The following is a 26,885-nucleotide window of genomic DNA, read 5'->3' as shown; positions in this document are numbered from 1 at the left end:
GCGCCAAGGCATGAGCCGCGCGCATGTCCGGACCGTCGAACTCACTTCCGATGCTCGGGGCAGCAGCTAGTCCGTGTCCGGAAGACAAAGACCAAATCAGAGTGGGAGATGGGCAGTGTCCGAGATCGAGAAAAGCTTCACCCCGCCTGACGAGTTCGAACAATGGCCGATGGGCGATCTGCTTCGTTATCACGCGGAAGGGGGCGCGGCACGGCCCGCGATCACTTTCGGCGGCACAACGCTGACTTACGCGCAACTCGACGAGCGCACCAACCGGCGAGCGCGCCATCTCGCTGATCTGGGTGTCGGCGAAGGCGACGTCGTGACGATCGCCATGGCCAAGGGGATCGCCTTCTACGAGGCCGTGTTCGCGGTCTGGAAGCTGGGGGCGACGCCCAATCCCGTCTCCGCAAGCCTGCCCGCGGCGGAACGGCAGGCCATACTGGAACTGGCCAAGCCGCGGTTGGTGATCGGCCCGGAGGGTGACGACTTGCCGGGGTGGGAGGTTCTCGGCGCCGGGGCATTCGACGCGCCAGCCCCGCATTCCCCGGCCCGCCTGTCCGCCCCGCCCGCCAAGAACTGGAAGATCATGACCAGTGGCGGCTCCACTGGAAGGCCGAAGCTGATCGTCGACGGCCGTGCCGCGACGCATGATCCTCGGTTCCCGGTGCTGACGCAGGTCGTCGGCGACACGGTGCTCAACCCGGGTCCATTGTACCACAACACGCCCTTCACCGTGACCATGCACTGCCTCTTCACCGGCGGTCACGTGATCGAGATGGAGCGCTTTGATCCCCTGCGCACCCTCGAACTGATCGAAACGCACAAGGTCGGCTGGATCAGTCTGGTGCCGACGATGATGCATCGGATCTGGCGCCTGCCGGAAGATCAGCGCCTCTCCTTCGACCTGTCCAGCCTGCGTGTCGTCTTCCACAACGCGGCTGCATGTCCCGTCTGGCTCAAGCAGGAATGGATCGACTGGCTCGGCCCGGACCGCATCATCGAGCTTTACGGCGGCACCGAGGGGCAGGGCTTCACCGTCATCAACGGCCGGGAATGGCTCGCGCACAAGGGATCGGTGGGCCGCGTCGTGAATGGCTCGCGCCTCAGCGTCCGCAACGACGCGGGCGGGGAATGCGCGCCGGGCGAGATCGGCACCATCTACTTCCTTCCAGAGTCCGGGAAGGGCTCGACCTACCGCTACGTCGGCGCCGAGCCGCAGGCGCTGGGCGATTGGGAATCGCTGGGCGACCTCGGCTACCTCGACGAGGACGGCTTCCTGTTCCTCGCGGACCGCCGCAAGGACCTTATCATCAGCGGTGGTGCGAACATCTATCCGGCCGAAGTCGAGGCCGCGCTCGATGCGCATCCGATGGTCCTGTCGTCCATCGCCGTCGGCTTGCCCGACGCGGACATGGGGCAGCGCGTCCATGCCATCGTCCAGGTCGGCACCGAGAAGCCCGATCCGAGCGAAGACGCGCTTCGCGAATTCCTCGGCACGCGTCTCGCGCGATACAAGATTCCGAAGACCTTCGAATTCACGAGCGAGGCGTTGCGCGACGATGCCGGCAAGGCACGCCGTTCGAAGCTGGCCGAAGACCGTGCCGACACCAGTAGTGAGGGCTGAGCCCATGTCTGCCGAATCCAACACCGCGAACAGACCCGGCGCGATCGTCACCAGCGAGATCCGCGACGGGGTCATGACCATCGTCACCGACAGTCCGCCGGTCAACGCGCTGAGCGCGCAAGTGCGCGCCGGTCTGCTTGCCGCCTTGCGCGATGCCGAGGCGGACCCGGCCGTGAAAGGCGCGGTCATCGCATGCGCGGGGCGCACCTTCTTCGCCGGCGCCGACATCACCGAATTCGGCCGGGTGATGGCCGAACCGACGCTGCCGCAACTGGCCGGGGCGATCGAGGCCTGCGCGAAACCCGTGGTCGCGGCGATCCATGGCACGGCGCTGGGCGGGGGGCTCGAACTGGCGCTCGCCTGCCATTACCGTATAGCGGTGCCGTCGGCGAGACTGGGCCTGCCCGAAGTGAAGCTGGGTCTGCTCCCCGGCGCGGGCGGGACGCAGCGCCTGCCACGCCTCACCGGCATGGAGACGGCGCTCGGCATGATCGCGAAGGGCGATCCGGTCGAAGCGTCCGAGGCGCTGCACTGCGGTCTCGTCGACAGGCTCGCCGGTGAGGACGGCCTGATCGCCGACGCGGTCGGGTTCACGGCCGAAGTCGCCGCCTTGCGTCCCTTGCCGAGGGCGAGCGAGCGCGCCGTCGATTGTGATCCCGCGGTCTTCGCCGCGTTCCGCGAGGCCAACGCGCGCCGCTTTCGCGGCTTCGAGGCACCGAACGCGATCGTCGATCTCCTCGAGGCTTCGGCCGATCGGCCGTTCGGCGAGGGCATCGCCATGGAATCGCGCGCGTTCGAGGCGCTCCTTGCCGGAACGCAATCGGCGGCGCAGCGGCATCTCTTCTTCGCCGAGCGCGCGGCGGCAAAGATACGCGACGTCCCCCCGGACATGCCCCAGCGTACGATCGCTCGCGTCGGTGTGATCGGGGCGGGCACGATGGGCGGCGGCATTGCCATGGCGTTCCTCTCCGCCGGCTTTCCCGTAACGCTCGTCGATGCGTCCGAGGAGGCTCTTCGGAAGGCGGCGGCGACGATCGGCGGCATGGTGGACGCGAGCGCGGCAAAAGGCCGGATGACGGGCGAGCAGGCAAGGGCGGCGATGCAACGTCTCATGCCGACGCTGGACTTCGCGTCGCTCGCCGATGCCGATCTGATCGTCGAGGCGGCTTATGAAGACATGACGGTGAAGAAGGAGATCTTCGCCCGGCTTGACCGGATCGCGCGGCCCGGAGCCATCCTTGCCACCAACACCTCGTTCCTCGACATAGACATCATCGCGGCCTCGATCTCGCGTCCCGCCGATGTGGTCGGTATGCATTTCTTTTCTCCGGCGCACGTCATGAAGCTGCTGGAAGTGGTGCGCGGCGCACGGACCGCCAAGGACGTTCTGGCCACGGTCATGACCTTGGCGAAACGGATCGGAAAGATCGCGGTCGTGGCACGCGTGTGCCACGGCTTCATCGGCAACCGCATGCTGGTGCCTCGCCAGATTCACGCCGAAGCCCTGCTTATGGATGGTGCGACGCCCAGCCAGATCGATGCCGTGCATGTCGCCTTCGGGATGCCGATGGGCCCGTTTCAAATGGCCGACCTGGCCGGACTCGACATTGGCTGGCATCGCGACCCGAACCGGATCGAAACCCTGCGCGACGCGTTCGCGGCGCAAGGGCGCTGGGGCCAGAAGACCGGCGCGGGCTTCTACGACTACGACGACAAGCGCAGGCCGCACGCCAGCCCGGTGGCGGAAGCGCTGATCGCGCGGTTCCGGGCATCATCCGGCCACGTCGAGCGCGCCATCTCCGAAGAGGAGATCGTCGTGCGCACGCTCTACACCATGGTCGATGAAGCCGCGCGGATTCTCGAAGAGGGCATAGCCCAGCGCGCCGGCGACATCGACGTCGTGTGGACCCAGGGCTACGGTTGGCCGGCCTATCGCGGTGGCCCGATGTTCTGGGCCGATACGATCGGCTTGCCCACGATCGTCGCGGGCCTCGAAAAGTACGGCCTGCCCGTCGCGCCGCTGCTGCGCGAGACGGCGGCGCGAGACGGCCGCTTCAACCGTTGACCCCTCCCCGTTCGCAGACCTCGCCCGCCGTCGCGCGCGCGCGAGGCCGGCGGCGTATCAGCCAGGATCAGAACATGCGTGATTATTCCACGATCGAGGTCGTGCGCGACGGAGCCGTCGACTGGCTCACTCTCAACCGGCCCGAGCGGCTCAATGCGCTCGACGGCACGATGGTGCGTGAGCTGTGGGACTATTTCGACGCCCTGCAATCGAACTATCGCCAGCGGGTCGTGGTGATGCGTGGGGCCGGCAAGGGCTTCTGCGCCGGCCTCGACCTCACCTGGTTCCAGAAATCGAGGGAAGGATTGCCTCCGGGCGACACCGACGCGGGCCCGGGGCCTTCGCTTGACGGCATCATCCTCAAGATGCGCGCCTGCCCCCAGGCGATCGTCGCTCTGGTTCACGGCGCCGCTTGCGGCGGCGGCTTCAATCTCGCCCTGGCCTCCGACATTCGCCTTGCGGGGCGCAGCGCGAGGATGAACGTGGCGTTCGTCAAGCTCGGACTTTCCGGCTGCGAGCTCGGCACGAGCTACTTCCTCCCACGCATGGTGGGCATGTCCGTGGCGGCCGAACTGATGATGACCGGGCGCTTCATCGGCGCGGACCGGGCGCTTGCCGCCGGGCTCGTCTCGCAAGTGGTCGAAGACGACGAACTCGAGGCCGAGGCGCGCGCGCTCGTCGAAGACTTGCTTGCGGCATCCCCGATCGGCTTGCGCAAGACCAAGCGGGTGCTGCCGCGCGCGGCCGAGATCGACGATCTGGCCTCGGTGATCGCGCTGGAGGAGCGGACCCAGTTGCAATGCATCGAAGCGGGGCCTTTCGGCGCGTCGGTTGCCGAGGCGCTGGGCGGGGGCAGCAAGACACGGGCGGAGTGAGCGCTGCGGACGCGATCGGTATTCCTGCGAGGAATGAATGGAGTGGTGATCGCATTTGTTCCTCCGGCCCCCTGGTCCGAAGACGCTCGGCAAGATCCAGATTGGAGAGGCGGCAATGACGACCGACGGCACGACGCAAGCCGGCTACGAGCAGCTCTTTTACGAGATCCCGGCGCCCAAGGTCGCGCGGATCGTGATGAACCGCCCGGACCGGCGCAACGCGCAGGGCATCACCATGACCTACGAGCTGGACGATGCCTTCCGGCGCGCCTGCCACGACGATCGGATCAACGTTATCATTCTCGCCGCCGCGGGCGCCCATTTCAATGCCGGCCATGACCTCAGCGGGGAGGGGCCCGCCGATCCTCCGCGCGATCGCATCGCGGGCCTCTGGGGCGAGTACGGCGGCGAAGGCTGGCAGGGTGCCTATGCGCGCGAGAAGGAAATCTACCTCGAGATAACCGAACGCTGGCGCAACGCGCCCAAGCCGGTGATCGGCGAAATCCAGGGCTCGGTGATTTCCGGCGGGGTCATGCTCGCCTGGGTGTGCGACCTGATCGTCTGTTCGGACGACGCGCGTTTCCGCGATGCCACGGCCGCGGAGATGGGCATTCCGGGGGTCGAGTTCTTTCAGCACGCTTACGAAATGTCGCCGCGCAAGGCCAAGGAATGGCTCATGACCGGCGGCTGGATGACCGCTCACGAGGCGGAGCGGCAAGGCATGGTCAATCGCGTCGTGCCGCGCGAGCACCTGTCCGCCGCGGCGCTCGAACTGGCGGGCACGATCGTGGCACGAAATCCGTTCACGATGAAGCTGGTCAAGCAGGCGATCAATTTCTCGCAGGATCAGATGGGCCGCAAGGCGGCGATGGACCACGCTTTCCAGATGCATCAGATCGGGCACATGCAGGCGATGCTGGTGGGCGGCGTCCCGATCGACCTCGACAGCCTGCCCCCGGCCGTACGCGCCAATATCGACAAGCTGATCGCCGCGAACGGCCCGAAGCCCGATTGAACGAGCCCGCGGCGCTGCCGCGCATTCGCGCCGCGCGCAAACCGGCCCCCGGTTGTGTCGGCCCGCGACTGGATTGAGGAGCGATGGCTCATGAACTTCGATTTTTCCGACGATCAGAAATTCCTCAAGCGCGAGGCGCGCAAGTTTCTCGAGGCTGCATGCCCGATTGCCACGACCCGCTCGGTTCTCGATTCCCGGGACAAGCCCTTCGACGAACCGCTTTGGCGCAAGGTCGTCGAGATGGGCTGGACCGGGACGGTGATCCCCGAGAAATGGGGCGGTTCCGGTCTTGGCCATACCGATCTGTGCGCGATCGCGGAGGAACTGGGGCGCGTGATCGCCCCCATTCCCTTTGCTTCCACCGTCTATGTTTTCGCCGAAGCGATCCTCGCGTTCGGCGAGGATCGGCAATGCGAGCGGCTCTTGCCAGCCATCGCCGCGGGCGAGGCGATCGGCTGTCTGGCGGTCGGCGAGGGGCGGGGCCGGCTCGCTTGCGACGCGATGACGACGCGGGTCGAGGACGAACGTCTCCACGGCGCCAAGATCCCGGTAACGGACGGCGATATCGCGACGCATGCGATCGTCGCGGCGCGCGATGACGCGGGGCTGGGGCTGTTCGTCGTCGACCTCGCCACCGCCGAGGGAGTCCGGCGCGAGCCGATCGAGTCGCTCGATCCGACCCGCAGCGCGGCGCGCATCGTCTTCGAAGGCGCCGAGTGCGAACGGCTCGGCGCGGCCGGAGAGGGCAAGGCGCAACTGGATACGGTGATGAACCGCGCCGCGGTGCTGTTCGCGTTCGAGCAACTCGGCGGCGCCGACCGCTGCCTTGAGACCGCGCGGGAATATGCCCTCGAACGCTATGCGTTCGGCCGCGTGATCGCGAGCTATCAGGCGATCAAGCACAAGCTGGCCGACATCTACGTCAAGAACGAACTCGCCCGCTCGCATGCTTACTATGGCGCCTGGGCTCTTGGCGCGGGAGAGTCCAATCTCCCGCTCGCGGCGGCTGCGGCGCGGGTCGCGGGGATCCAGTCCTACGATTTCGCCGCCAAGGAAAATCTCCAGACCCATGGCGGGATCGGCTTCACCTGGGAGGTCGATTGCCACTTGCATCTGCGGCGGTCCCGCCAGTTGGCACTCGCGCTCGGCGGCATTTCCAACTGGCGCGAACAGCTCGTTCAAGAGCTCGAGGCCCGCAACCAACACTGATCGGAAGACTGCACCATGGACTTCAACGACAGCCCGGAAGAAGCCGAATTCCGCGCCCGCGCGCGGGCCTGGCTGGCGGCGAACGCACCCGAAGTGAACTGGGCGCAACTGGACCAGAGCGACGAGCCGGCGATGAAGGCGGCCGGACAGGCCTGGCAGGCCAGGAAGGCCGACGCCGGATTCGCCTGCATAAGCTGGCCGCGCGAATGGGGTGGGGGAGGAGAATCGCCGGTCATGCAGGCGATCTTCGATGAGGAAGAAGGGGCCTACGGCATCGCCTTCCGCTTCTTCGGAATCGGCCTGGGCATGTGCCTGCCCACGCTCATGGCCGTCGGCGATGCGCAGACCTGCAAGCGCTTCGTCGGCCCGGCGCTGCGCGGCGACGAGATCTGGTGCCAGCTCTTTTCTGAACCGGGGGCTGGCTCCGACGTCGCGGCGAGCCGCACGCGCGCGGTTCGGGCGAACGACGGGTCGGGCGACTGGATCGTCAATGGCCAGAAAGTCTGGACCTCGGGCGCGCACTATTCGGATTATGGCCTGCTCCTCGCGCGGACCGATCCCGATGTGCCCAAGCACAAGGGCCTGACGATGTTCTGGCTCGATATGCGCAGCCCCGGCATCGAGGTGCGCCCCATTCACCAGGCCTCGGGCGATTCTGAGTTCAACGAGGTGTTCTTCGCCGACGTTCGAATCCGCGATTGCCAGCGGTTGGGCGAGATCGGCGAGGGCTGGAAGGTCGCGTTGATCACCTTGATGAACGAACGGCTGGCGGTGGGCATGGGCAGCGGGCCAGGCTGGCGCGAGTTGCTCGCATTGGCGCGCGAGTTGCCAGGCGCTGATGGACGCCCGGCGGTCGAGGACCAGGCGTTGCGCGAGAAGCTGGCGGACTGGTACGTTGGTGCGGAAGGCATCCGGCTGACACGCCTGCGCGTCATGACGGCGCTCAGCCGCGGTCAGGCTCCGGGCCCCGAAGCCTCGATCGGCAAAATCGTTTCCGCGCGCCAGATGCAGGACGTCGCCACCGAAGCGCTCGACCGGCTCGACCAGTTCGGGATTGTCGCGGGCGAGGCGGGCGGCGCGGACATCGCCGCGTTCGACTACAACTTCTTTTTCGGCGGAGCGTTGCGCATAGCCGGGGGGAGCGACGAAATCCTCAAGAACATCATCGCCGAAAGGGTGCTGGGCCTCCCGGCAGACATCCGTGTCGACCGCGATGTCGCTTTCAAGGACATTCCCCGGGGACGGTGACCGGACCTAGCCGGAACCGGCGTCGCGTGCGCGTGGTGACGCGGTCGTCGCGCGAGGCCAGCGCCCCGAGCAGAGCGGGCGCGACGGCTGCCGGTTATACCCGTGTTTCGTCTTGCGCATCGATTGCCGGCAGCCGCTCGCGGCAGGCCTTGATGAAGGCGCGAACGGCTGGGCGGGGCGTCCAGCGCGACCGGATCGCGATCGCCAGCGGAGAAAGCGGGCGGGTCTCAAGGAACGGGACCCGGGTGAACCGTCGCTTGAACGAGGGAGTCTCGGTATAATCCGAGGCCACCAGCGCGATGGCATCGCTTTGTGAGACCAGGCGTGCAACGATCGGGAAATAGTCGATGAAGTGGAGCTTTGTCCGGGCCTCGATGCCGGCGTCCTCGTATATCCGGTGCATGAACGAATCGTAGGGGCGCGAACTGGAAGGGGAGATCATCTCGTACCTCGCCAGATCCGCCAGGGTCACTTCCTCGCGCTCCAGTATCGGATGACCGGATCGCACGAAAAAAGAGGTTCGGGGCCCGGCAAGGGCTTCGCACCGGAAATCGGGCTGCTCGCGGAACGCGGCCTCGAACCCTACGGCGACGTCGATCGCTCCGGCCCGCAATTCCTGCGCAGTACGATCGAAGTTTGACCCGGTAATGTCGAGCCGAATGCTCTTGTGTCGTTGCGTGAGCGTCGAGAGAGGTTCTACCAGAAGCCATTCGATCGAGGCCGGACAGATGCCGATCTTCAACACGCCCGCATAGGGATCGGACCCGGTGAACGAGCCTCGCAGCAGTTCCCGCGTCTCGTCCAGGATGCGGACCGATCGCTCGACGAAGCTCTGCCCGTCCTCGGTCAGGATCACGCCGCGAGCCGTCCGGTTGAAGATGACATAGCCGATCTGGCGTTCCAGATCGGCCACGCTCTTGGTGATCGCGGACTGGGTGACGCCGACTTCCGCCGCGGCGGCGGTGAAGGAACCGCGTCTCGCGGTGGCGACAACGTAGAGCAAACGACGATCGAGCATCCAGACATAACTAGAGAGAATATCTATGAGAAACCAGTACCTTTTTCGCCACGCACCGAGCGCGCGTGCGATGAGCGAAGATGGGGACAGGCGTCCTTTTCTGCGGGTCTCCGTAATATCTCCAAGGGTATTCCTACAAGGAATGTTGGTGGCGCCCAATGCATTGGCGGGTCGCACGCCGACTCGGCATCATCCGTATCTCGCGCGCAATTTCACGGCCGACGCGCAAGCGTCGTGGCCAAGAGCCAGGAACAAACGATGGGCAAGTTGGACGGCAAGGTCGCAATCGTTACCGGATCGGGTCGAGGCATAGGGCGCGCGGTCGCGCTCAAGCTGGCCGACGAAGGCGCGATGCTGGTCGTGAACGATCTCGATCCGGAACCGGCCGGCGAAGTTGTCTCGGCGATTGAAATGGCCGGCGGGCAGGCTATCGCTTGCATCGGCAGCGTGACGGTGCCGGATTTTCCCGATCGCATCGTGGGCACGGCGATCGAGTGCTTCGGCGGGCTCGATATCATCGTCAACAATGCCGGCTACACCCGTGACGGCGTGATCCAGAAGCAGGACGATGCGCAATTCCAGGAGATGCTCGACGTGCACCTGGCCGCGCCGTTCCGCATCCTGCGAGCCGCGGCGGACCCCATCAGGGCGTTCCGACGCGAAGAAGCCGAGCAGGGGCGCGAGGTGATCCGCAAGGTGGTCAACATTTCCTCGCTCGCGGGAACCCATGGCAATGCCGGACAAGTGAACTATGCGTCCGCGAAGGCTGGGATCGTCGGTCTGACGAAGACGCTTTCCAAGGAGTGGGGACGCTACAAGGTCTGCGTAAACTGCGTCGCATTCGGTTTCATCGAGACACGCCTGACCAAACCGAACAGCGATCCCGAAAGCCGCATCGAGATCGAAGGACGTAGCGTGCAGGTCGGCGTTCCCGAGCAGACCTCCGCGGCCGTGAGCGCGATGACCCCGCTCGGCAGGCCGGGGACGGCTGAAGAGGCCGCGGGCGCCGTCGCGCTGATGTGCCTGCCCGAAAGCGACTACGTGAGCGGGCAGGTCCTGATCGCCAGCGGCGGGCTTGTCATATGATTGGTGACCCGGCCGAGGCAGCCGGTGGCGGCAAGGTCTCCGCGCGCCGTGCCAATGTTACGCTGGCGCTGCTGATGCTGGTCGCGGTATTCGCCTATGCGAACCTGCAATTGTTCGCCTTGCTCGCGTCGGACATCAAGGCGGCCTTTGGAATTTCCGACACCAATGTCGGAATTCTTGGCGGCATGACGGTCAATTTCAGCACCGCGGTGGCTCTTATTCCCGTCGGCATGCTGGTCGACAGGAAGAACCGGATAAGGCTGCTCATGCTGGCATCCGGCCTGTGGGGGGCGTTCACGCTTCTGACTGGATTGACCGAGGGCTACTGGCAGTTGTTCGCCTGCCGCGTCGGCGTGGGCGCCGCCGAAGCGGCGGTCTATCCCGCCTGCTACTCGCTGATCGCGGATCTGTACGATCAGCGTCGGCGCGCCCTTGCGGTGTCGGTATTCCTGACCGGTACGCTCGCGGGTGCAAGCGCCGTGACATCGCTCAGCGGCACGATGATCGGCGTCTTCGAAGTGGCCAGGCTTGCGGGGCACGAGGCCCTGACCGTCCTCGCGCCGTGGCGTGTCGCTTTCGTCGCGGCCGCGTTGCCTGGTTTCATTCTTTTCGTGGCGCTGATGTTCGTCCGCGAGCCTGCGCGGCAAGAGCAACACGTAAGCCACGAGCAGGACGGGACGACGAGCTTCCGCCAGTTCCTCGTCAGCGAACGCTCGCTGATCGTTCGTCTGATCGGCGCGATCGTGCTTGCCCAGGTCGGCCTTGGGCCGATCTTCGCCTGGTTGCCGACGGCTTTCGTGCGCGTCCACGGTTTCGGCTCCGGCCAGGCGGGCGAATGGTTCGGCATGATCTTCGGCGCCGGGTCGCTTTCGGGAATTGCGCTGGGGACCGGCCTTGTCACGTGGTTCGGACGCAAGGACGTCACAGCGGCCCCGCTCAATGTGCTCAAGATCGGCACCGTGCTCGGCGCGCTGTCCGTTCTGGGCTTGCCATTCGCCCAGACACCCCTGATGGTCGCCGCCGCGGCGAGCGCGTTCATCGCTTCGGTCTACGTGGGTATGACCGTTACACCGACGATCCTGATGGCGACGGCCCCTAACCACTTGCGCGGCCAGCTCGTTTCGCTGCAGACCCTGAGCCTGATCTGCCTGATGGCGGTTACGCCGCCCCTCGTCGGACTGCTTTCCGATCTGGTCTTCGAAGGGACCGGGGGACTCCTGCTTGCGATCGGCGCCGTGACGATCCCGTGCAGCGTGTGCGCGCCGCTGCTGCTGCTGGTCAGGCGGCGCGGCGTCCTGCGACCGGCGCTCGCTCGCTGATCGGCAATCTCGACGGCGGTTCGTCTCGGGCGAGGAGACAGCGGCCGTGCGCCGCGCGAATCCTCGCCGGACGCGCTCGGTCGCGCTTGCCGCCGACTCGCGTGTCGGATTCCCTCATCGCCACTTTCTCCTGCAGGAACTATTCGCTACGCCGTCCTTGTGATTGCGATGCGTTTGCGAGTTTCCGCAGCTGTTCTTCTGCTCCTCACGACAGCTTGCGGTCAGGAAGGGCGCGAGCCTAAGCGTGATCCGGTGCCTGTCGTGGCGCAGGACATTCGCGTACTTCCCGAAGAGCTGAAAGTGGAAGCGATCGGATCAGCGCGCGCTTCAACGTCGGCGGAAATCTACGCCGAAACCGATGGTCGAGTGACGAGCGTGCTGTTTGCGGCAGGCGACTTCGTCCGGAACGGACAGCCCCTCATCCGGCTTGATGCCCGGGAGGAACGGCTCGCGGTCGAGGCTGCCCGGGTGCAGGTTCGCGAGGCCGACCAGCTCCTCGGTCGGTACCGTCGGATCGAAGACACCGGGGCGCTGTCGGAAAGCCAGATCGAGGCGGGCGAGACCGCCCTCGCTTCCGCCCGCGTTGCTCTCGAGCAAGCTCAGACCGCGTTGGCCGATCGCACGGTTCGCGCGCCTTTTTCCGGTCATGTCGGCCTGACGGAGATCGATACGGGCGACAGGGTCAACGACCAGACGCCGATCACGCAGCTCGACCAGCGCGGAACGCTCTTTGTCGACTTTCCCGCTCCCGAAGCGGTGTTCAATGCGCTGCGCCCCGGTCAGGTCGTGCAGGTGACGCCCTTTTCCGATCCGTCGCGAACGATAGATGCGCGCGTTGTGACGACGGACAGTCGCATCTCGCAGGAGAGCCGCGATTTCATCGTCCGGACTGCCATACCCAACAAGGATGACCGCTTGCGCCCCGGCATGAGCTTCCGTGTCGTATTCACTCGCGCGGGAGAGGCGCGACCGGTGGTGCCCGAGGAAGCGATCGTCTGGGGCGGCGAAGGTTCGCATCTTTTCGTCATCCGCGAGAGCAGGGCGGTACGCGTACCAGTGACGATCACCTCGCGAAGAGAGGGATCGGTGTTCGTCGACGGAGCCCTGCGGCGCAGCGACCGCGTCATCGTAGAGGGAGTCCAGAAGGTTCGCGACGGGCAGGAGATCCGGCTTGTTCGTGGTGGCGGGCCCGACCGGCAACAGGTCCGGTTGCGCAACCAGGAGGCCAGCGCCGCGCCGAGCGCGTCATCGACCGATGATGAATAAGTCCGATCTGCCCATGCTGGCGGTCAAGCGGCCGCTGCTGATCGGCGTGCTGAACCTGCTGATCGTTATTGCGGGAATCGCCGCGCTTCTGGGTGTCGAGGTTCGCGAGCTCCCCAATGTGGACCGGCCCATCGTATCGGTTACCGCCAGCCTACCAGGTGCTGCTCCCGAGACGATGGATGCCGAGGTGACGAGCCTGCTGGAAGACGCGGTAGCGCGTGTCTCCGGTATTCGGCAGATCCGATCGTCGAGTGAGGAGAACAACTCCCGTATCCGTGTCGAATTCAATCCGGGCATCGATCTCGATACGGCGGCGTCGGATGTGCGGGAAGCCGTCAGCCGGGTGACGCGAGAATTGCCCGAGCGCGTCGAGCAGGTGACGGTCGTGAAGGCCGACCAGGACGCGCAGCCGATAATGACACTGGCGGTTCTTTCCACGCGCCACGACCAAGCCGAACTGACACGGATCGTCGAAAACGACATCGTGCCGGAATTGCTGACGGCGGAAGGCGTCGCCAGCATCGAGCAATTCGGGACACGAGCGCGGCAGATGCAGGTCTCTGTCGACCCGGCGCGGCTCAATCGCTTCGGCTTGACCCTCACCGACGTGGCGCAAGCTCTAGAAGGCGCACCGTACGATGTCCCGGTCGGCTCGTTTCGCTCCGATGCGCAGGAATTGGTCGTCAGGGCCGAGGCCAGCGCGACTGACCCCACCCGGATAGAGAATGTGGTCGTATCCGGCACGACACGCATCGGCGATGTGGCGCAAGCCGATTTCGCGCCCGCCAATGCCGTTAATTTCGTGCGGCTCGACGGGCAACCGATTGTCGGGCTGGGTGTGGTGCGACAGGCCAATTCGAACACCATCGAGATTTCGAGCAGCATCCGCGACGGCGTCGACCGGCTGAACGAGCGTTTCGATGGCTTGTCCGTCGAGGTGGTCTCGGACGATGCGGATTTCATCCGTATCTCGGTTCGCGAAGTGCTGATTACGCTCGGCTTCACCATTGCCGTCGTCATCGGGACCATGCTGCTTTTCTTCCGCGCGTGGCGACCGACCGTGGTGCCGAGTGCTACCATCCCGGTCGCTCTGGTCGGAGTTATTGCGGGCATCTGGTTGATGGGCTTTTCGATCAACCTCCTGACGCTGCTGGCCTTGGTCCTCGCAACCGGCCTCATCGTCGACGACGCCATCGTCGTCCTGGAAAACGCGCAACGTCTCCAGAACAAGGGGTTAGGGCAACGCGCGGCTGCCGTCCTGGGCACCCGTCAGGTGTTCTTCGCGGTGGTGGCGACAACGGCCGTGCTGGTGTCGGTCTTCGTGCCGATCAGTTTCCTTCCGTCCGAGGCGGGGAGGCTGTTCCGCGAGTTCGGTTTCGTTCTCGCGGTCGCGGTGATCATATCCAGTTTCGTTGCGCTCTCTCTCGTCCCCGCACTCGCGGCGCGCTTTGACCTGACGGGCGATGACGATGCACCCGGTCGCCTGTCGCGCTGGGGCGAAGAGGCCAATAGGTGGTACGGGCGCGCGCTGACCCGCTGCCTGGACCGACCGAAGCTTGTCGGCGTGTTGTCGATCACCTGCGCCGCCGCCGCAGGGTTGCTCTATGCCGGGCTCGACAGCGAACTGGTGCCGGACGAGGATCGCGGTGTCATCATCGTCGACGCGACCGGACCGGACGGCGTGGGCATCGACTTCATGGATGGTGAACTCGACGAGGTCGAACGCGTGCTCCAGCCCTATCTCGACGATGGAGTCATCGAGAGCACCTTCTCCATCGTCGGGCGCTACGACCCGAACCGCGTGCGGGTAACGGCACAACTATCCGACTGGGGCGATCGCGATCGTACGCAGACCCAGATTGTCGAGGAACTGAACGAGCCGCTGCAGGAAATTCCAGGCTCGCGGACCGTTGCGCGGGGGCGCGGAACCTTGAGTTTCGGAGGCGGGGGAGAAGGCATCGAAGTTGCCCTGACCGGAGCGGAATACGATACGATCTACGAATCCGCGCAAGCGCTGGCCACCGCTATCGATACGCGGTCGAGCATACTGTCGAATGCCGAGATATCGTACCAGCCTACCCAGCCGCAGCTCTCGATCCGGATCGACCGCCAGCGCGCCGCCGATCTGGGTATCGACCTCGACGACTTGGCGCAGACGCTGCGAGCCATGGTCGGCGGCGACGATCTGGTCGACCTCAATGTCGGCGACCAGGCGGTGCCTATTTTCCTTACCGCGCAGGCCGTGACAGTGACCGACCCATCCGACCTGCGGAACCTGTACGTTCGGGGCAGGCTTGGAAATCGGGAATCGCTCATTCCGCTTTCGAGCGTCACGACCATCGAGGAACAGGGAATCGCGGCCCAGCTCGATCGTACCGAGCAGCGCCGGGCGATCGAGGTCAGCGCAAATATCGAGGCCGGAACGCCGCTACGCGACGCGGTGGACGAGATCGAACGCCTGTCATCCGGGGCGGTCGGCCCCGGCATCGATATGCTGCTCCAAGGCGATGCAGAAAGCCTGCAGGAAACGTCCAACGATCTCCTGCTGACCTACGCCTTCGCGCTGGTCATCGTCTTTCTCGTGCTGATCGCTCAGTTCGAAAGCATCACGAGCGCTCTGGTGGTGCTGCTGACGGTCCCCTTCGCGCTGGCAGCAGCGATCTTCGCGCTTTTCCTCTCGGGCGTATCGCTCAACATATACTCGCAGATCGGACTGGTGATGCTGATCGGCCTGATGGCGAAGAACGGCATCCTGATCGTCGAATTCGCGGACCAGTTGCGTCATCAGGGACGCAGCGTGCGCGAGGCGGTGGAGGAGGCCGCCGCGATTCGCCTGCGACCGATCGCGATGACGCTGATCTCGACCGTGCTGGGCGCGGTTCCCTTGATCCTGGCAAGCGGGGCGGGTTCGGAAGCACGCCAGTCGATCGGCTGGGTGATCTTCGGCGGACTCGGTATCGCAGGCATCTTCACGCTGTTCCTGACGCCGGTCATCTATCTGGCTGTAGCGCGCTTCGGCAAGCCGCGCAGCGTCGATCTCGAGCGGCTACGCGAAGAGATCGAAGACGTCGACGAAGACATGACCACGGCGCCCGCATGAAGAAACTGTGCGCGTCGCTCGCGGGCGCCATCCTCCTTTCTGCCTGCGCCAGCATCGAACCGGTTGCGATTGCTCCTGAGGTCGCTCTCCCGCGGGCCTACGCAGGCGACTTGCCGCGTCCAGGTGTCAATCGAAACTGGTGGCTGGGGTTCGACGACCCCGTTCTCGACACTCTCGTGATGAGGGGGCTTGCGGCAAATCTCGACATCGACGGCTCTGTCGATCGGTTGGCAGCGGCGGCGGCGTTGCTTCGCGCCGAACGAGCCGACCGCTTGCCGTCGATCGACGGCGCCGCTGAAGCCGGCGTATCGCTGGCCAACAACAGCGAGACGACCGCGACAGCCGGGCTCTTCGGCCTGTTCAATCCCGATATCAACGGGAGGCTGGTCGCGGAAGTCCGTGCCGCGGCGGCCGATTATGCGGAACAGGAATACTTGCTCGCGGATCAGCAGCGCATCGTGGCGGCAGCCATTGCCAGCCAGTATATCGAGTACCGCCGCACCGGCGCGCAGCTCGAATTGCTGGAGCAATCGACGGAACTGCAAGAGCAGACGCTGCAGATCGTCACGCTGCGGTTCGAAGCCGGGCTGGCCGCCAATCTCGATGTAAGACGCGCCGCTGCAGACCTTGCCCAGACCCGCGCACGGCGCGGACTTATCGCAATTTCCCGGACAGAAGCAGAGAACGCCCTGGCCATCCTGCTTGCCGAGCCACCCGGGCCATTTTCGGTCTCTGCGTCGGGTGCGAATGAGATACCCGACTACGGACTGGGACCAGCGGCCGGCGTTCCGGCCGACTTGCTGCGCCGCCGGACCGACATTCTTGCTGCGGAAGCCAGACTTGCTCGAGGAGCCGCGGACATCGGGATCGAGCAGGCCGACCTGCGTCCGTCGCTGACCATTCCCGGCTCGATAGGTGTCGGAGACGGCTCGTTGAGCGGAATATTCAGCGATTTCCTGTTCACGCTGCGCGCGGCGATCGACCTTCCTGTTTTCGACGGCGGTCGAAGGCGTGCCGAAGTTGAAGCTGCAGAATTCAAATCACAGGCTCGTTTGGCCGAATACCGCGCGACATTCCTGCGGGCGTTGGGAGAAGTGGAGAATGCGCTGGTCGCGATCAGCGCTTATCGTCAGCGCAACGTGGACCTGACCGAAGCCATCGAACAGAGCGAAACCGCGTTTTCGCAGTCGAACGCACTTTACCGGGAAGGACTTGCCTCGCTCTTCGATGTGCTCGATGCCCAGCGGCAATTGATAGCAAGCAGGCAGTCACTCATCGACAGCGAAGCGGCGCTGGCTAGCTCTTACATAGCTTTCCATGCAGCAATAGGCTCCGATTGAGCCTTGGCGGGCGCCATGCCTGTCCTGACAGCCGATGCATTTGCGATCCCGTGAAGCAAAGACAGCAGGCAGCCGCGGCTTTGGCTCGGATTTGCATCGGCTTTGTCGCTCCGGCGAAGAGGCTGATGCGCATACCGGTCATGTCGAGCGGATCGCCTTCGCTCGAGCACCATTGACGATTATGGATTTAAGATGACCGGGAGCGTCGAGAGGATTTGGATTGGCTCGACGCCCCTCGCAATTACCTTGAGGCATCGCGGCAGTCTTTACGACCGCCGCCGTGGCCGACGTGTTCGGCTATGGGATCATCCGGGTTCATCTGCGGCCCGGAGATCGTCCGATTTCATTCGATCGGCCTGCCGTCGTCGAGCAAGTCGGCCTTGCCCTTGCCGCCGGCGGCACGCTCGGCATCGACCATGTCCTTGATCTCATCGGCAGGCCGGATGTCCTCTAATGCCGCTTCGATCGGCTGGACCGGCTTCGCGGCGCGTCCGGGCATGGGCCCGTCCTTGTCCGGCGCGTAGCCCTCCAGCGGAAGCTTCGCGGAACGCGGGTCGAAGCGGAGCCGGTAGATCGGCTCGGGCAAACCGAATCCTGCGCCTTCCAACGCGGCCTTCACCGCGACGATGGCAAGGCTCTGCGTCTTGAACCAGTCGCTATCGCGCTGGTCGATCCAGCCCAGGAAACGGATGACGACGTTCGAATCGCCCACCTCGACCACGCGCCCCTCGGGCCGTGGATCCGAGAGGATGAAAGGCAGGCCGGCCAGAGTCTCGCGTCCCAGCTTGCGCGCCGCCAGCGTGTCGTCATCAGCATCGACGCCCAGATCGAACTCGAACCGGCGCTGCGGATTGCGGGTGTAGTTGAGTATCACGGCCTTGAAGACCATCGAGTTGGGAATGCGCAGATGGTTGCCATCGAGAGTCATCATGATCGTGGCTCGACTGGTGAGGCGGATCACCCGGCCCTCGTAGCTATCTATCACGACATGGTCGTTGGGGCGGAACGGCTGGCGCAGGCTGAGCATCAGCGAGGCGACATAGTTCTCGATCGTGTCGCGTAGCGCGAAGCCGAGCGTCAGGCCGACGAGCCCCGCACCGCCGAGTACGGCGCCGATCAGCGTGCCCGCGCCCACCATTTTGAGAGCGACCATCAGGCCCGCCAGCACGAAGACGAAGCGGATGGCACTTGCGATCAACTCGGCCAGGAAGCTGTTCGGCGCGAGGCGGTGCCACAGTCGGGTGAAGCCGGCGATCGCGTAGCCGAGCAGCGCGATGACGAACGCCACGCCTAGCGCCACGCCAATGAGCGGCAGCAGGGCCACGAAGTCGCGCAACTGCTCGCTCAGCGAACCGAGCACGCCCGCACCTGCTGCCACCGACACGTCGCGGCGCAGCCCGTTGTCGACCGTCACCACGCCCGAGACGCGACTAGCGATCGCCTCCGCGCGCGCGATGTCGGTCTGCTCCGGCACCGTTCCGCTCAGCACGACGACTCCCTGCCGGACCGCGACGTTGACTTGGGAATATGCGGGCAGCTCGTCGAATATTCCCCGGATGCGCCGGGCGATGCGCGCATCAGCGCCTGTGTTCTGCGTGTCGGCGATGGCCTGTTCGGACTTCGCCGACGCACTCGGACTTGCCGTCGGCGAGGATAGGACCTCGCCGAGCTGGGCTTGGCCGGGCGCCGGGTAAAGCGCTAGCCCGGCAAGCATGAGTGCGACGCTGCGGATCGCGCGGCCGCCGATCCGTCGGCGCCGAGACTGCAACTCGGTGAAAGCCGGAGTCCAGCTCTTCGGCGAATCCGACATGTGCTCACCTCCGCCATTGCCTGGAAGCAAGGCTAGCCGAGTGAGACCTCCCTTTGAAGCGGCGCGGTGGGCGAGGAAAGCGGTTCTCGAAGTGAAAGGAACGCAGGAGAACATCGCAGCGGCCGCCACGACCGGCGTTGGTTCGATCACGTCCTGCGCCCCCGGGTGACGTTCGCATACGGGGAGAACGGCCTCGAAGGGCTGATCAAGGGAAAGCGCGTCATCGTCATCCAGAGCCGGGGAGGACTTTATACCGAAGGCCCGACCAAGGGCATGGATTTCCGGGAGCCGTATCTGACGACGCTTCTCGGCTTCATCGGAATGACCGATGTCACGTTCATTTGCGCCGAGAGGATCGGCTACGGTCCCGAGCCGAAAACACGGGATCGGCCCGGATCGCCCACGAAATCTGGCTGGAAAACGTCAACCGCGGGGGCGGCCTGCTTGGTCGGGAAGTCCGGCTGGAACTCCACGACGATGCCGGAGACCAGGAGAGGACTCGCGCGATTTATGCCGATCTCGTCGCCAGCCCCGATATTGATATCGTTGCCTGTGGCTATGGGACCAATTCGCTTTCGACCCGGTCGAGTTCGTTGCGGGTACCGTCCATGGTCGTATCCGTACGCTGATGGCCTGGCACGGGGCTGCGTATCAGGTTACGACTGGGTGGGTTCGCGGTCTTCGCCTGGAATGCTGGTCTGCGTGTCAAGCGCCTCGCGAATGTAGAGGCGTTTTACCAGGACATAGGCCACAACCAGGATCGGCGTGGCGAAGACCAGGCCAAGGACCCCAAAAAGCAATCCCGCCGCCATGATCCAGAACAGCGTCAAGGCCGGGGGCAGCGACACCATCTTGCGGTGGATCAGCGGCACCAGCGTGTTACCCTCGATCTGCTGGACCGCCACGTAGACGACGAGCGCCCAAAGCGCGGTCATCGGGCTCTGCGTGAACGCGACGAGCAGGCCGGGGAACGAGCCCAGGATGGGGCCCAGGTAGGGAATGCCTTCGGTCAGTCCCGCGATCAGCCCGAGCGCGACGGGCGAGGGAACCCCCGCCAGCCAGAGGCCGATACCCGTAAGCAGGCCCACCGCCATCATCGACATCAGCTGACCCAGCAACCATAGCCGCAGCGCCCGGCCGGCATCGTCGATCGCGTGACCGGCAAGCGATCGCCGCCCCGGCGGCACCAGTTGAAGGACGCCGTCGCGATAGAGACGAGGCTGCGCTGCCAGAAAGATCGACCCGAAACAGATGAGGAAAAAGGCGGTCACCGCGTCGCCTGCCATGCGCATCAGCCAGGCCAGCCGCGTCGAGAGGTCCTCACTCTGCGTGAGCGAATCGAGAACCGAAGTCGCGAACGGAATGCGCTCCGCCTGCTCGCGCAACTCGTCCCACGAATGCGGCATGATCGCCGCGATCTGCCCAAACTGGGCTGCGACCTGCGTGCCGAACAACCATGCACTGGCCCCCGCAAGAAGAAGAGTCAGAAGGACGGCGATCGCGGTGGATGACTTGGTCCCCAAACCGGTGCGGCGACTGACGGGGTCGGCGATGCTACGCAGCAGGACGGCAAGAACGATAGCCCCCATCACGATGATGAGCAGGCTTCTCAGGGACCAGGCCACCCAAATCAGGACCACGGCCAGAGCCGCGATAAGCAGCCGCGCGATGAACTCGGACCGGCCAGTCTTCGGGGTCATTCGGACACCTCCTTGCGCAAGTTCTGTTCCTCGCGGTTCGCGAAGGTGCCTTCGGAAAGGGCGATGAGATCGGGATGCTCGCCATTCTTAAGCGATGCCTCGCGCACGTGGTCCAGCCAGGACATCAGCGGCCGGGCCGCGAGGCCGTGCACCACGAGGGACATGAAGACCATCAGCGTCGCCAGCGCATGCGCATTCTCGAACTGCGGGATCAGCACGTCGGAAGCGAAGGCGAGGTAGTAAAGGGTGGCGACCCCGCGGATGCCGAAGAAGGCCAGAACCAGACGGCCCCGCATCGGCAGCGGCGATCCGATCATGGCCAATAGCACCGAAGCCGGCCGCGCAACGAAGAGGAGAGCGGCGGCAAGGGCAGCATCCTGCCAGCCGAGCATGCTGAACTCGCCGCTGGCGACGATGGCGCCAAAGGCAATCAGCACGAACATGATGGCAATCCGCTCGATCTGCTCGATGAAGTCGGTCATCGACTTGTGAAAGGGATCGCTGGGGCAGGATTCGCGAAGCGCGAGTGCGGTCATGAAAACGGCGATGAAGCCGTAGCCCGAAGCCAGTTCGGTTGCGGCATAGGCCGACAGCGCGACACCCAGTGCCACCAATCCGCTGGCGGCTCCGGTGAGAGGAAAATGGCTTACGCCGAATGTCAGCCATCCAAGCAAACGGCCGATGCCCCAACCGAGCGCGATCGAAAGTGCAACGCGCAGAATGAGGTTCGCGCCGATCCAGCCGCCATCCAGTGCGTCTCCGCTCGCCAGGGTCAGGCCGGCAAGGACTATCGGGAAGGCGAGACCATCGTTAATCCCTGCTTCGCCGGAAAGGCCGAAGCGCACCTCGCCTTCCTCACCCGAACCGGGGGGACCGACCGCGACGGTAGATGCGAGGACCGGATCGGTCGGGCTCAAGGCGCCTGCGAGAAACAAGGCGATCGCGACGGGATAACCTTGCCAGATGCCCGCCAGTCCGACGCACAGCGCCATCACCGGCATGCCGATGCCGATCAGCCGCCAGGGCGTATTCCAGCGGCGCCACCCGAGCGGCCGGTCGATCTTGAGGCCGGCACCAAGCAGCGCCACGATCAGCGCGAGGTCGGTCAGCAGCTCGAAGTCCGATCCGGCGAACAGTGTCTCGAACTCAATGGCCAGAACGCCCGTGAACTCAAGCCCCGCACCCAGCCCCACGCAGAACAGGGGAAGCGTCAACGGTACGCGATCGAGCAGTTGAGGCAGCCAGGCAACGCAAAGGGTCAGGACGCCGATACCGAGAAGGAGTGGCGCGAGATTCACATTTGCGCCTCCCTGTCGCGACACGGTTTGGCGCGGGCGGGCAGGGGAGCGCATTCAAGCCCGGCTTTGCGATCAGCGAGCACGACGGCATCCGCGTAACCGCGTCTCACTGCAAATAGCTCGGATCGAACAGGGCAGTGGCTGAAAGCGCCTCGAAATCGATAAGCCGGAGCTGCTTGCGGGTGATCACCGCGAGATCGCGCCGGCGCAACTCCTGGATGACGCGGTTGGTGTGCACCTGGGTCAATCCGCATATTTTGGCAATCTGTTGCTGTGTCAGCGGAAACGGACAGGACCATTCGCGTGCCTGCCCCGATACTCTTTGTCGCACAAAAAGTTCGCACATGAGATGCGCGATGCGCTCGAGCGCAGAGCGCTGGCCAAGGCACATGAGCCATCGTCGCTGGATCGCCGACTGGAGTCGCTGCGACGCGGCGAGTTCGAAAGCGGCGTCATGGTACAAGGAGATGTATGCGCTGAAGCGGTCGCGCTCGATCTCGCCGAGGCGGAGCCGTGTCAGGGCGGACAGTGTGCCGTCGAGACGTTCTTCGCCAAAACTGTCGGCGCTGCACATTTGCCCGGGAAGATAGACCGCCAGCACCTGGCTTCGCCCATCGCGGAGCTGCGCATGCTGTTCCGCCCAACCATCCAGCACGATATAGATGCTTTCGGATCGCTGTCCTTCGGCGCGGATGGTTTCTCCTCGATGATAGGTCCGGGTCGTGTGGCGCAAGGCAAGCTCGCGCAAGGTCGCGGCTTGGCATGAGGTGTGCCCGACGGTGGCAAGCATAGAATCTCCCGGTCAGTTCCCACCCCGGGCGTCCGTCAGGCTGCCAGACCGCACTGCCGTGACAATAACCTGGGTTAACATGTCGCTCCAGCCGACGTGCATTCAGGCCGGTGCCGATGCTCTCGCGGGTGCTTTTCAGGACAACTTGTCTTGCCGCGCGGCACGGTCTTCTTCGCGCGCGATGTCTTCCCTGACTCTCCTGGCGCTTTCCTCAGAAACCGGATCGAGGCGCCGGTCTCTGCGAAGGTATTGCACCGTGCCATAGATCAAGGCCGCGGCCAGAAGGACCGGACCGGCGACGACAACGAACGCCCAGATAATTTCCATGGTTGTTCCTTTCAGGCGAGGATGCGGACGGGCACCGCTTTGGCGGCCGGGGTCTTCGAAAGCTGGTCATGGTACCAAAGCGGGATGAGCGGGTTCATTTCCGGGTAGTAGGCTCCCACGCACCCCCGAGGCAGGTCGAACGGGGTGACCGTCAAGCCGTCGACCTGGCGGTGCTCGCCGTCCTCCGCGTCGCTCACCAGCGAGACGACCTGGCCTTCGCGCAGGCCCGCCGCCGCGATCTCGGCAGGGCTCATGAGCAGGACGTCGCGCGTGCCCTCGATCCCGCGCATCCGGTCGGAATTTCCATATATCGTGGTGTTGAACTGGTCGTTCGAGCGCATCGTGATGAGACGGTAGCGGCCGACCGCATCCTCCGCGCCAACGGCGTTGAGCTTTTCGGGTATGGTGAATTCGGCTTTTCCGCTTTCGGTCGACCAAATCCGGTCGCGCGCCTTGTTGCCGCGATAGAACCCTCCGGGCGTGAACACGCGCGCGTTGAAGTCTGAAAAGCGATCGGGATAGGTCTGCTCGATCAGGTCACGGACCTTGGCGTAGTCGCCGATCCATTCGTCCCATCGAACCTTGGGGTTTTGGGGAAGCGTCGCTTTTGCCATGCCGGCAACGATCGCCAGTTCGGACAGCAAGTGCTCGCTCGCCGGCTTGCGCTTGCCCAGCGAGCCGTGGATGCATGAAAGCGAGTCCTCCATGGTTACCGCCTGTGGGCCGCTTTCCTGCATGTCCTCTTCCGAGCGGCCGAGGCATGGCAGAAGGTAGGCGACCTTGCCGTTGATCAGATGGCTGCGATTGAGCTTGGTCGCGATCTGGACGGTGAGGCGCATGCCGGTCCATGCACGCTCCATTTTCTCGCGCTCGGGAATGGCGCGCACGAAATTGCCGCCGAGCCCGACGAAAGCCTGAACCGTGCCATCGAGAATGCCTTCGCAGGCCTCGACCGTGTTCATCCCCTTGTCGCGCGGCGGATCGAAGCCGAACTGCTCGGCCAGATGGTCGAGCGGGACCAGTTCAGGCTTCTCCGAGATCCCCACCGTGCGCTGGCCCTGCACGTTCGAATGCCCGCGCACCGGCGAAATGCCGGCACCTTCGCGCCCGATGTTGCCGCGCATGAGCAGCAGGTTCACGAGCATGCCGATCGTCTGCGAACCGTGGACGTGCTGCGTCACCCCCATGCCGTATATGCCGATGACGGCCCGCGCATCACAATAGACGTCCGCGGCCGCTTCGAGGTCGGCGCGTGACAGCCCCGATTCCCGTTCGATTTCTTCCCAGCCGGCAGTCCGGACACTCTGCACGAAATTCTCGAAATCCTTCGTGTGCTGCTTGAGGAAGTCCACGTCGAGCAGGTGGTGGCGCTGCTCCTCCCACTGACGATTTTCGCGGGCGAGCACGTGCTTGCACATGCCCATGATCGCCGCGATGTCGCCGCCGGGACGAACCTGATGGTACTGGCAAGAGATTTCAGTCGGCTTGCCCACGGTCATCTGCGCCGGGTCCTGCGGGTTGACGAACTCGATCAGGCCTTTCTCGCGAACGGGATTGAAGGTGACGATCTTGCATCCGCGTTCGACCGCGCGCTGCAGCGGATGCAGGAAACGCGGGCTGTTGGAGCCCGTGTTCTGTCCGAAGAAGAAGATCGCGTCGCACTGGTCGAAATCGCTCAGGACGCAGGTTCCGACGGGCGAGCCGATAACCTTTTTGAGGCCCACGGACGTCGTCTCGTGGCACATGTTCGAGCTGTCCGGCAGGTTGTTGTGTCCGTAGAGGCGAGCGAACAGCGCGTAGAGGTAGGATGTCTCGAGGCTGGCCCGACCCGAGGCGTAGAAGATGGCGGATTTCGGATCGATCGCCTTAAGCTCGCGGCCAATGGCCGCGAATGCATCCTCCCAGGACGTCTCGACGTATCTGTCCGTGTCGGGGTCGTAACGCAAAGGATGGGTCAGCCGGCCCTGCTGCTCGAGATCATGGTCCTTCCATTCGCGCAATTCCGAGACGGTATGCCGCGCGAAGAAATCGGGCGTGCAGCGGTGGGACGTCTGCTCCCACAAGGTCGCCTTCGCGCCGTTCTCGCAAAATTCGAACGCGTGGGGCTTTGCCGGCTTCGCCCATGCGCACGACACGCACATGAAACCTCCCGGCTTGTTCTGGCGCCGCAGCGTTTCGAGCGCAGCCGGACTGTCCCACTCCTTGCCGAAGATGCGCGAGATGCCTCTTAGAGATCCCCATCCTCCCGATGGACCATCATAGTGCACTGTCTCGTCGGATTCTTTCTTCGCCACCTGATTTCCTCCCGACATTTTCGGGGCTCGAACCGAGAGCACCCGATGGTCATGCGAATTGAGGGCTGCGCGCCACTGAACCGGAAGCCCTTCGCTCGGCGCATCGTTCCGAATGCTTCCGGATCGATAACTTCGATCAATTTCGGCAACCCCTTTCGGTCCCGGTGGCTTGAGTGGGCATGTCGATCCAAGGATCAAAGGAAAATCACCCAATGAAGCGTGCCGCACTTCGCACAGTATCGATCCTTCTGCTCACCGAGGCGCGGCCGCACGAATTCGCCCGAAAGATCGCGCTCAATCAGTTGGAGAGATAGAAAATGTCGATACTGGACAAGGTTGCCTCGACCATCATGCCGCTCGCATCCGATGAGGACCGGGCCGAGGCGCGACGCAACGCGGAAGCGCTCGCACCGCAGTGTGCATGGCTGGCCGATGTTCTCGAGCACCACCGCCAGATCGAACTTGCTTTCGCGAAGGCCCAGGACGCGGCCGGACCGGAGGCGCGGCAGGATGCGTTCAAGGCCCTGGCGCTGATCCTGACCGGTCACTCGAATGCGGAAGAGGCGGTTCTCTATCCTGCGGTTTCGGAACATAGCGGCAAGCATCATGCGACCGAGGCCTATGGACAGCAGTCCACGGCAAAGGTCGAGATGGCGGCCATCGAGCAACTCGATCCGTTGAGCGACGACTGGCGCGAGAAACTCGACCACGTGAAAGGCGCCGTCGAGCAGCACGTCTACCAGGAAGAGAAAGAATGGTTTCCCGATGTCGTGCAGACGGCACCGGTCGAAGTGCAGGGGTTGCTCGCCGAGCGGTATCGTGAGGAGTTCAAGCGTTACTGTCGGTGAACTCGGCTGGGGGCGGACACCGTCGCCGCCCCCGCCTCATCGCAATCAACCGTTCTTTTTTCGAACAAGTCGCGCAATTCATCCTTGGCCGCTTCCAGCGTCTTGCGACGGTCGGCCGAAAGAATGTCGCTCGAACCTCACTTTCGCTCGTCTGGTTGCGCCATCCGGCGATGCATCTGCGCCATTACGGCATCGGGCAGAATGTCGGCGAACGCGGCCTGGATCTTGTTCATGAAACCGCTGACGATCTGGTTCTCGCCCTTCAGCAGTGCGGTGTAGCCGTCTCGTGCGACCTTTGCCGGATCGGCCTTGCTGTCATCCTGACCAACCTGCGTATCCATGAGCCCCGCACGTTCGAAGAACGCGGTGTCGGTGGGGCCGGGCTGCAGGCACGTGACGATCACACCCGTGTCCTTGAGCTCGTTGGCAAGCCCAACGCAGAAATCGTCGATAAAGGCCTTGGTCGAGTTGTAGACGAGCTGGAAAGCTCCGGGGATATGGCCGGCGATGGATCCGGTCACGAGGATGCGTCCGCGGTTCTTCGCGCGCATGAGCCGTCCCACGCCATGAACGAGCTGGCAGGTGCCGACGATGTTCGTCATGATGACGTGGCGGGCATCGGCCCAGTCCTCGTCGAGGAAGGCGCCCCC

Annotated in this window: 20 protein-coding genes; 12 read left to right on the top strand and 8 right to left on the bottom strand. The window is 64.5% G+C overall.

The genetic code is table 11. The features are described 5' to 3' along the window. The first annotated feature begins 115 nt into the window (after positions 1-115). The 6 genes from B2G71_RS21545 to B2G71_RS21520 all read left to right on the top strand — a co-directional run bounded on the left by B2G71_RS21545 (position 116) and on the right by B2G71_RS21520 (position 8,039). A complete protein-coding gene (locus B2G71_RS21545) occupies positions 116-1,627 on the top strand; it encodes an AMP-binding protein (RefSeq protein WP_240530280.1) in 1,512 nt (503 codons plus the stop codon). A 4-nt stretch (positions 1,628-1,631) separates the two neighbouring features. Continuing rightward, entirely contained in the window at positions 1,632-3,692 is a 2,061-nt protein-coding gene (locus tag B2G71_RS21540; protein WP_098108725.1) for a 3-hydroxyacyl-CoA dehydrogenase NAD-binding domain-containing protein, read from the top strand. Between the two features lie 74 nt (positions 3,693-3,766). Further along, the gene (locus tag B2G71_RS21535; RefSeq protein ID WP_098108738.1) at positions 3,767-4,567 is read left to right on the top strand and encodes an enoyl-CoA hydratase/isomerase family protein; all 801 of its coding nucleotides are present in this window, start codon (positions 3,767-3,769) and stop codon (positions 4,565-4,567) included. A gap of 115 nt (positions 4,568-4,682) precedes the next feature. After that, positions 4,683-5,582: an enoyl-CoA hydratase gene (locus tag B2G71_RS21530; protein ID WP_098108724.1), complete on the top strand. Its 900-nt coding sequence runs from the start codon at positions 4,683-4,685 to the stop codon at positions 5,580-5,582. A 90-nt stretch (positions 5,583-5,672) separates the two neighbouring features. Continuing rightward, complete coding sequence (locus B2G71_RS21525) at positions 5,673-6,791, top strand: acyl-CoA dehydrogenase family protein (protein WP_098108723.1); 1,119 nt, start codon at positions 5,673-5,675, stop codon at positions 6,789-6,791. Positions 6,792-6,806: 15 nt separating this feature from the next. Beyond that, on the top strand, positions 6,807-8,039 hold the full coding sequence (locus tag B2G71_RS21520; RefSeq protein WP_098108722.1) for an acyl-CoA dehydrogenase family protein: 1,233 nt from the start codon (positions 6,807-6,809) through the stop codon (positions 8,037-8,039). Between the two features lie 94 nt (positions 8,040-8,133). Here the strand turns inward: B2G71_RS21520 and B2G71_RS21515 are convergent, their stop codons facing one another. After that, on the bottom strand, positions 8,134-9,216 hold the full coding sequence (locus B2G71_RS21515) for a LysR family transcriptional regulator (protein WP_206049479.1): 1,083 nt from the start codon (positions 9,214-9,216) through the stop codon (positions 8,134-8,136). 99 nt (positions 9,217-9,315) lie between these two features. Between B2G71_RS21515 and B2G71_RS21510 the strand changes: the two genes are divergently transcribed. The 5 genes from B2G71_RS21510 to B2G71_RS21490 all read left to right on the top strand — a co-directional run bounded on the left by B2G71_RS21510 (position 9,316) and on the right by B2G71_RS21490 (position 17,168). Continuing rightward, a complete protein-coding gene (locus B2G71_RS21510; protein ID WP_098108737.1) occupies positions 9,316-10,143 on the top strand; it encodes an SDR family NAD(P)-dependent oxidoreductase in 828 nt (275 codons plus the stop codon). Beyond that, positions 10,140-11,462, top strand: coding sequence for an MFS transporter (locus B2G71_RS21505; RefSeq protein ID WP_098108720.1), 1,323 nt, complete (start codon positions 10,140-10,142; stop codon positions 11,460-11,462). Before B2G71_RS21510 ends, B2G71_RS21505 begins: the two co-directional genes overlap by 4 nt. Before the next feature lie 252 nt (positions 11,463-11,714). Further along, entirely contained in the window at positions 11,715-12,728 is a 1,014-nt protein-coding gene (locus B2G71_RS21500; RefSeq protein ID WP_240530279.1) for an efflux RND transporter periplasmic adaptor subunit, read from the top strand. Next, the gene (locus tag B2G71_RS21495; RefSeq protein ID WP_240530278.1) at positions 12,721-15,828 is read left to right on the top strand and encodes an efflux RND transporter permease subunit; all 3,108 of its coding nucleotides are present in this window, start codon (positions 12,721-12,723) and stop codon (positions 15,826-15,828) included. Before B2G71_RS21500 ends, B2G71_RS21495 begins: the two co-directional genes overlap by 8 nt. Then, positions 15,825-17,168, top strand: coding sequence for an efflux transporter outer membrane subunit (locus B2G71_RS21490; RefSeq protein WP_098108717.1), 1,344 nt, complete (start codon positions 15,825-15,827; stop codon positions 17,166-17,168). Before B2G71_RS21495 ends, B2G71_RS21490 begins: the two co-directional genes overlap by 4 nt. A 343-nt stretch (positions 17,169-17,511) precedes the next feature. Here B2G71_RS21490 and B2G71_RS21485 read toward each other — a convergent pair whose 3' ends face one another. The 6 genes from B2G71_RS21485 to B2G71_RS21455 form a co-directional block, all read right to left on the bottom strand. Next, positions 17,512-18,978 carry a mechanosensitive ion channel family protein gene (locus B2G71_RS21485; protein ID WP_240530277.1) on the bottom strand — a complete coding sequence of 489 codons (1,467 nt, stop codon included), beginning with the start codon at positions 18,976-18,978 and terminating at the stop codon, positions 17,512-17,514. Positions 18,979-19,634: 656 nt separating this feature from the next. Further along, positions 19,635-20,678: an AI-2E family transporter gene (locus B2G71_RS21475; protein ID WP_098108715.1), complete on the bottom strand. Its 1,044-nt coding sequence runs from the start codon at positions 20,676-20,678 to the stop codon at positions 19,635-19,637. Beyond that, a complete protein-coding gene (locus B2G71_RS21470; RefSeq protein WP_168176443.1) occupies positions 20,675-21,976 on the bottom strand; it encodes a cation:proton antiporter in 1,302 nt (433 codons plus the stop codon). The genes B2G71_RS21475 and B2G71_RS21470 overlap by 4 nt, the downstream gene beginning before the upstream one ends. A gap of 106 nt (positions 21,977-22,082) precedes the next feature. Next, entirely contained in the window at positions 22,083-22,766 is a 684-nt protein-coding gene (locus B2G71_RS21465; RefSeq protein WP_098108713.1) for a Crp/Fnr family transcriptional regulator, read from the bottom strand. Positions 22,767-22,901: 135 nt separating this feature from the next. After that, positions 22,902-23,093: a hypothetical protein gene (locus B2G71_RS21460; RefSeq protein WP_098108712.1), complete on the bottom strand. Its 192-nt coding sequence runs from the start codon at positions 23,091-23,093 to the stop codon at positions 22,902-22,904. Positions 23,094-23,104: 11 nt separating this feature from the next. Next, the gene (locus B2G71_RS21455) at positions 23,105-25,387 is read right to left on the bottom strand and encodes an FdhF/YdeP family oxidoreductase (RefSeq protein WP_240530276.1); all 2,283 of its coding nucleotides are present in this window, start codon (positions 25,385-25,387) and stop codon (positions 23,105-23,107) included. Positions 25,388-25,704: 317 nt separating this feature from the next. On the opposite strand from B2G71_RS21455, the gene B2G71_RS21450 reads away from it, so the two are divergent. Continuing rightward, on the top strand, positions 25,705-26,235 hold the full coding sequence (locus tag B2G71_RS21450) for a hemerythrin domain-containing protein (RefSeq protein ID WP_098108710.1): 531 nt from the start codon (positions 25,705-25,707) through the stop codon (positions 26,233-26,235). Between the two features lie 137 nt (positions 26,236-26,372). Here B2G71_RS21450 and B2G71_RS24840 read toward each other — a convergent pair whose 3' ends face one another. After that, positions 26,373-26,837, bottom strand: a complete 465-nt coding sequence (locus B2G71_RS24840; protein ID WP_346426950.1) for an SDR family NAD(P)-dependent oxidoreductase — start codon at positions 26,835-26,837, stop codon at positions 26,373-26,375. Positions 26,838-26,885 lie beyond the last annotated feature (48 nt).

The sequence above is a fragment of the Novosphingobium sp. PC22D genome (assembly GCF_002556635.1).
Classification (GTDB): Bacteria; Pseudomonadota; Alphaproteobacteria; order Sphingomonadales; family Sphingomonadaceae; genus Novosphingobium.
This window is presented reverse-complemented; position numbering and strand designations above follow the sequence as displayed.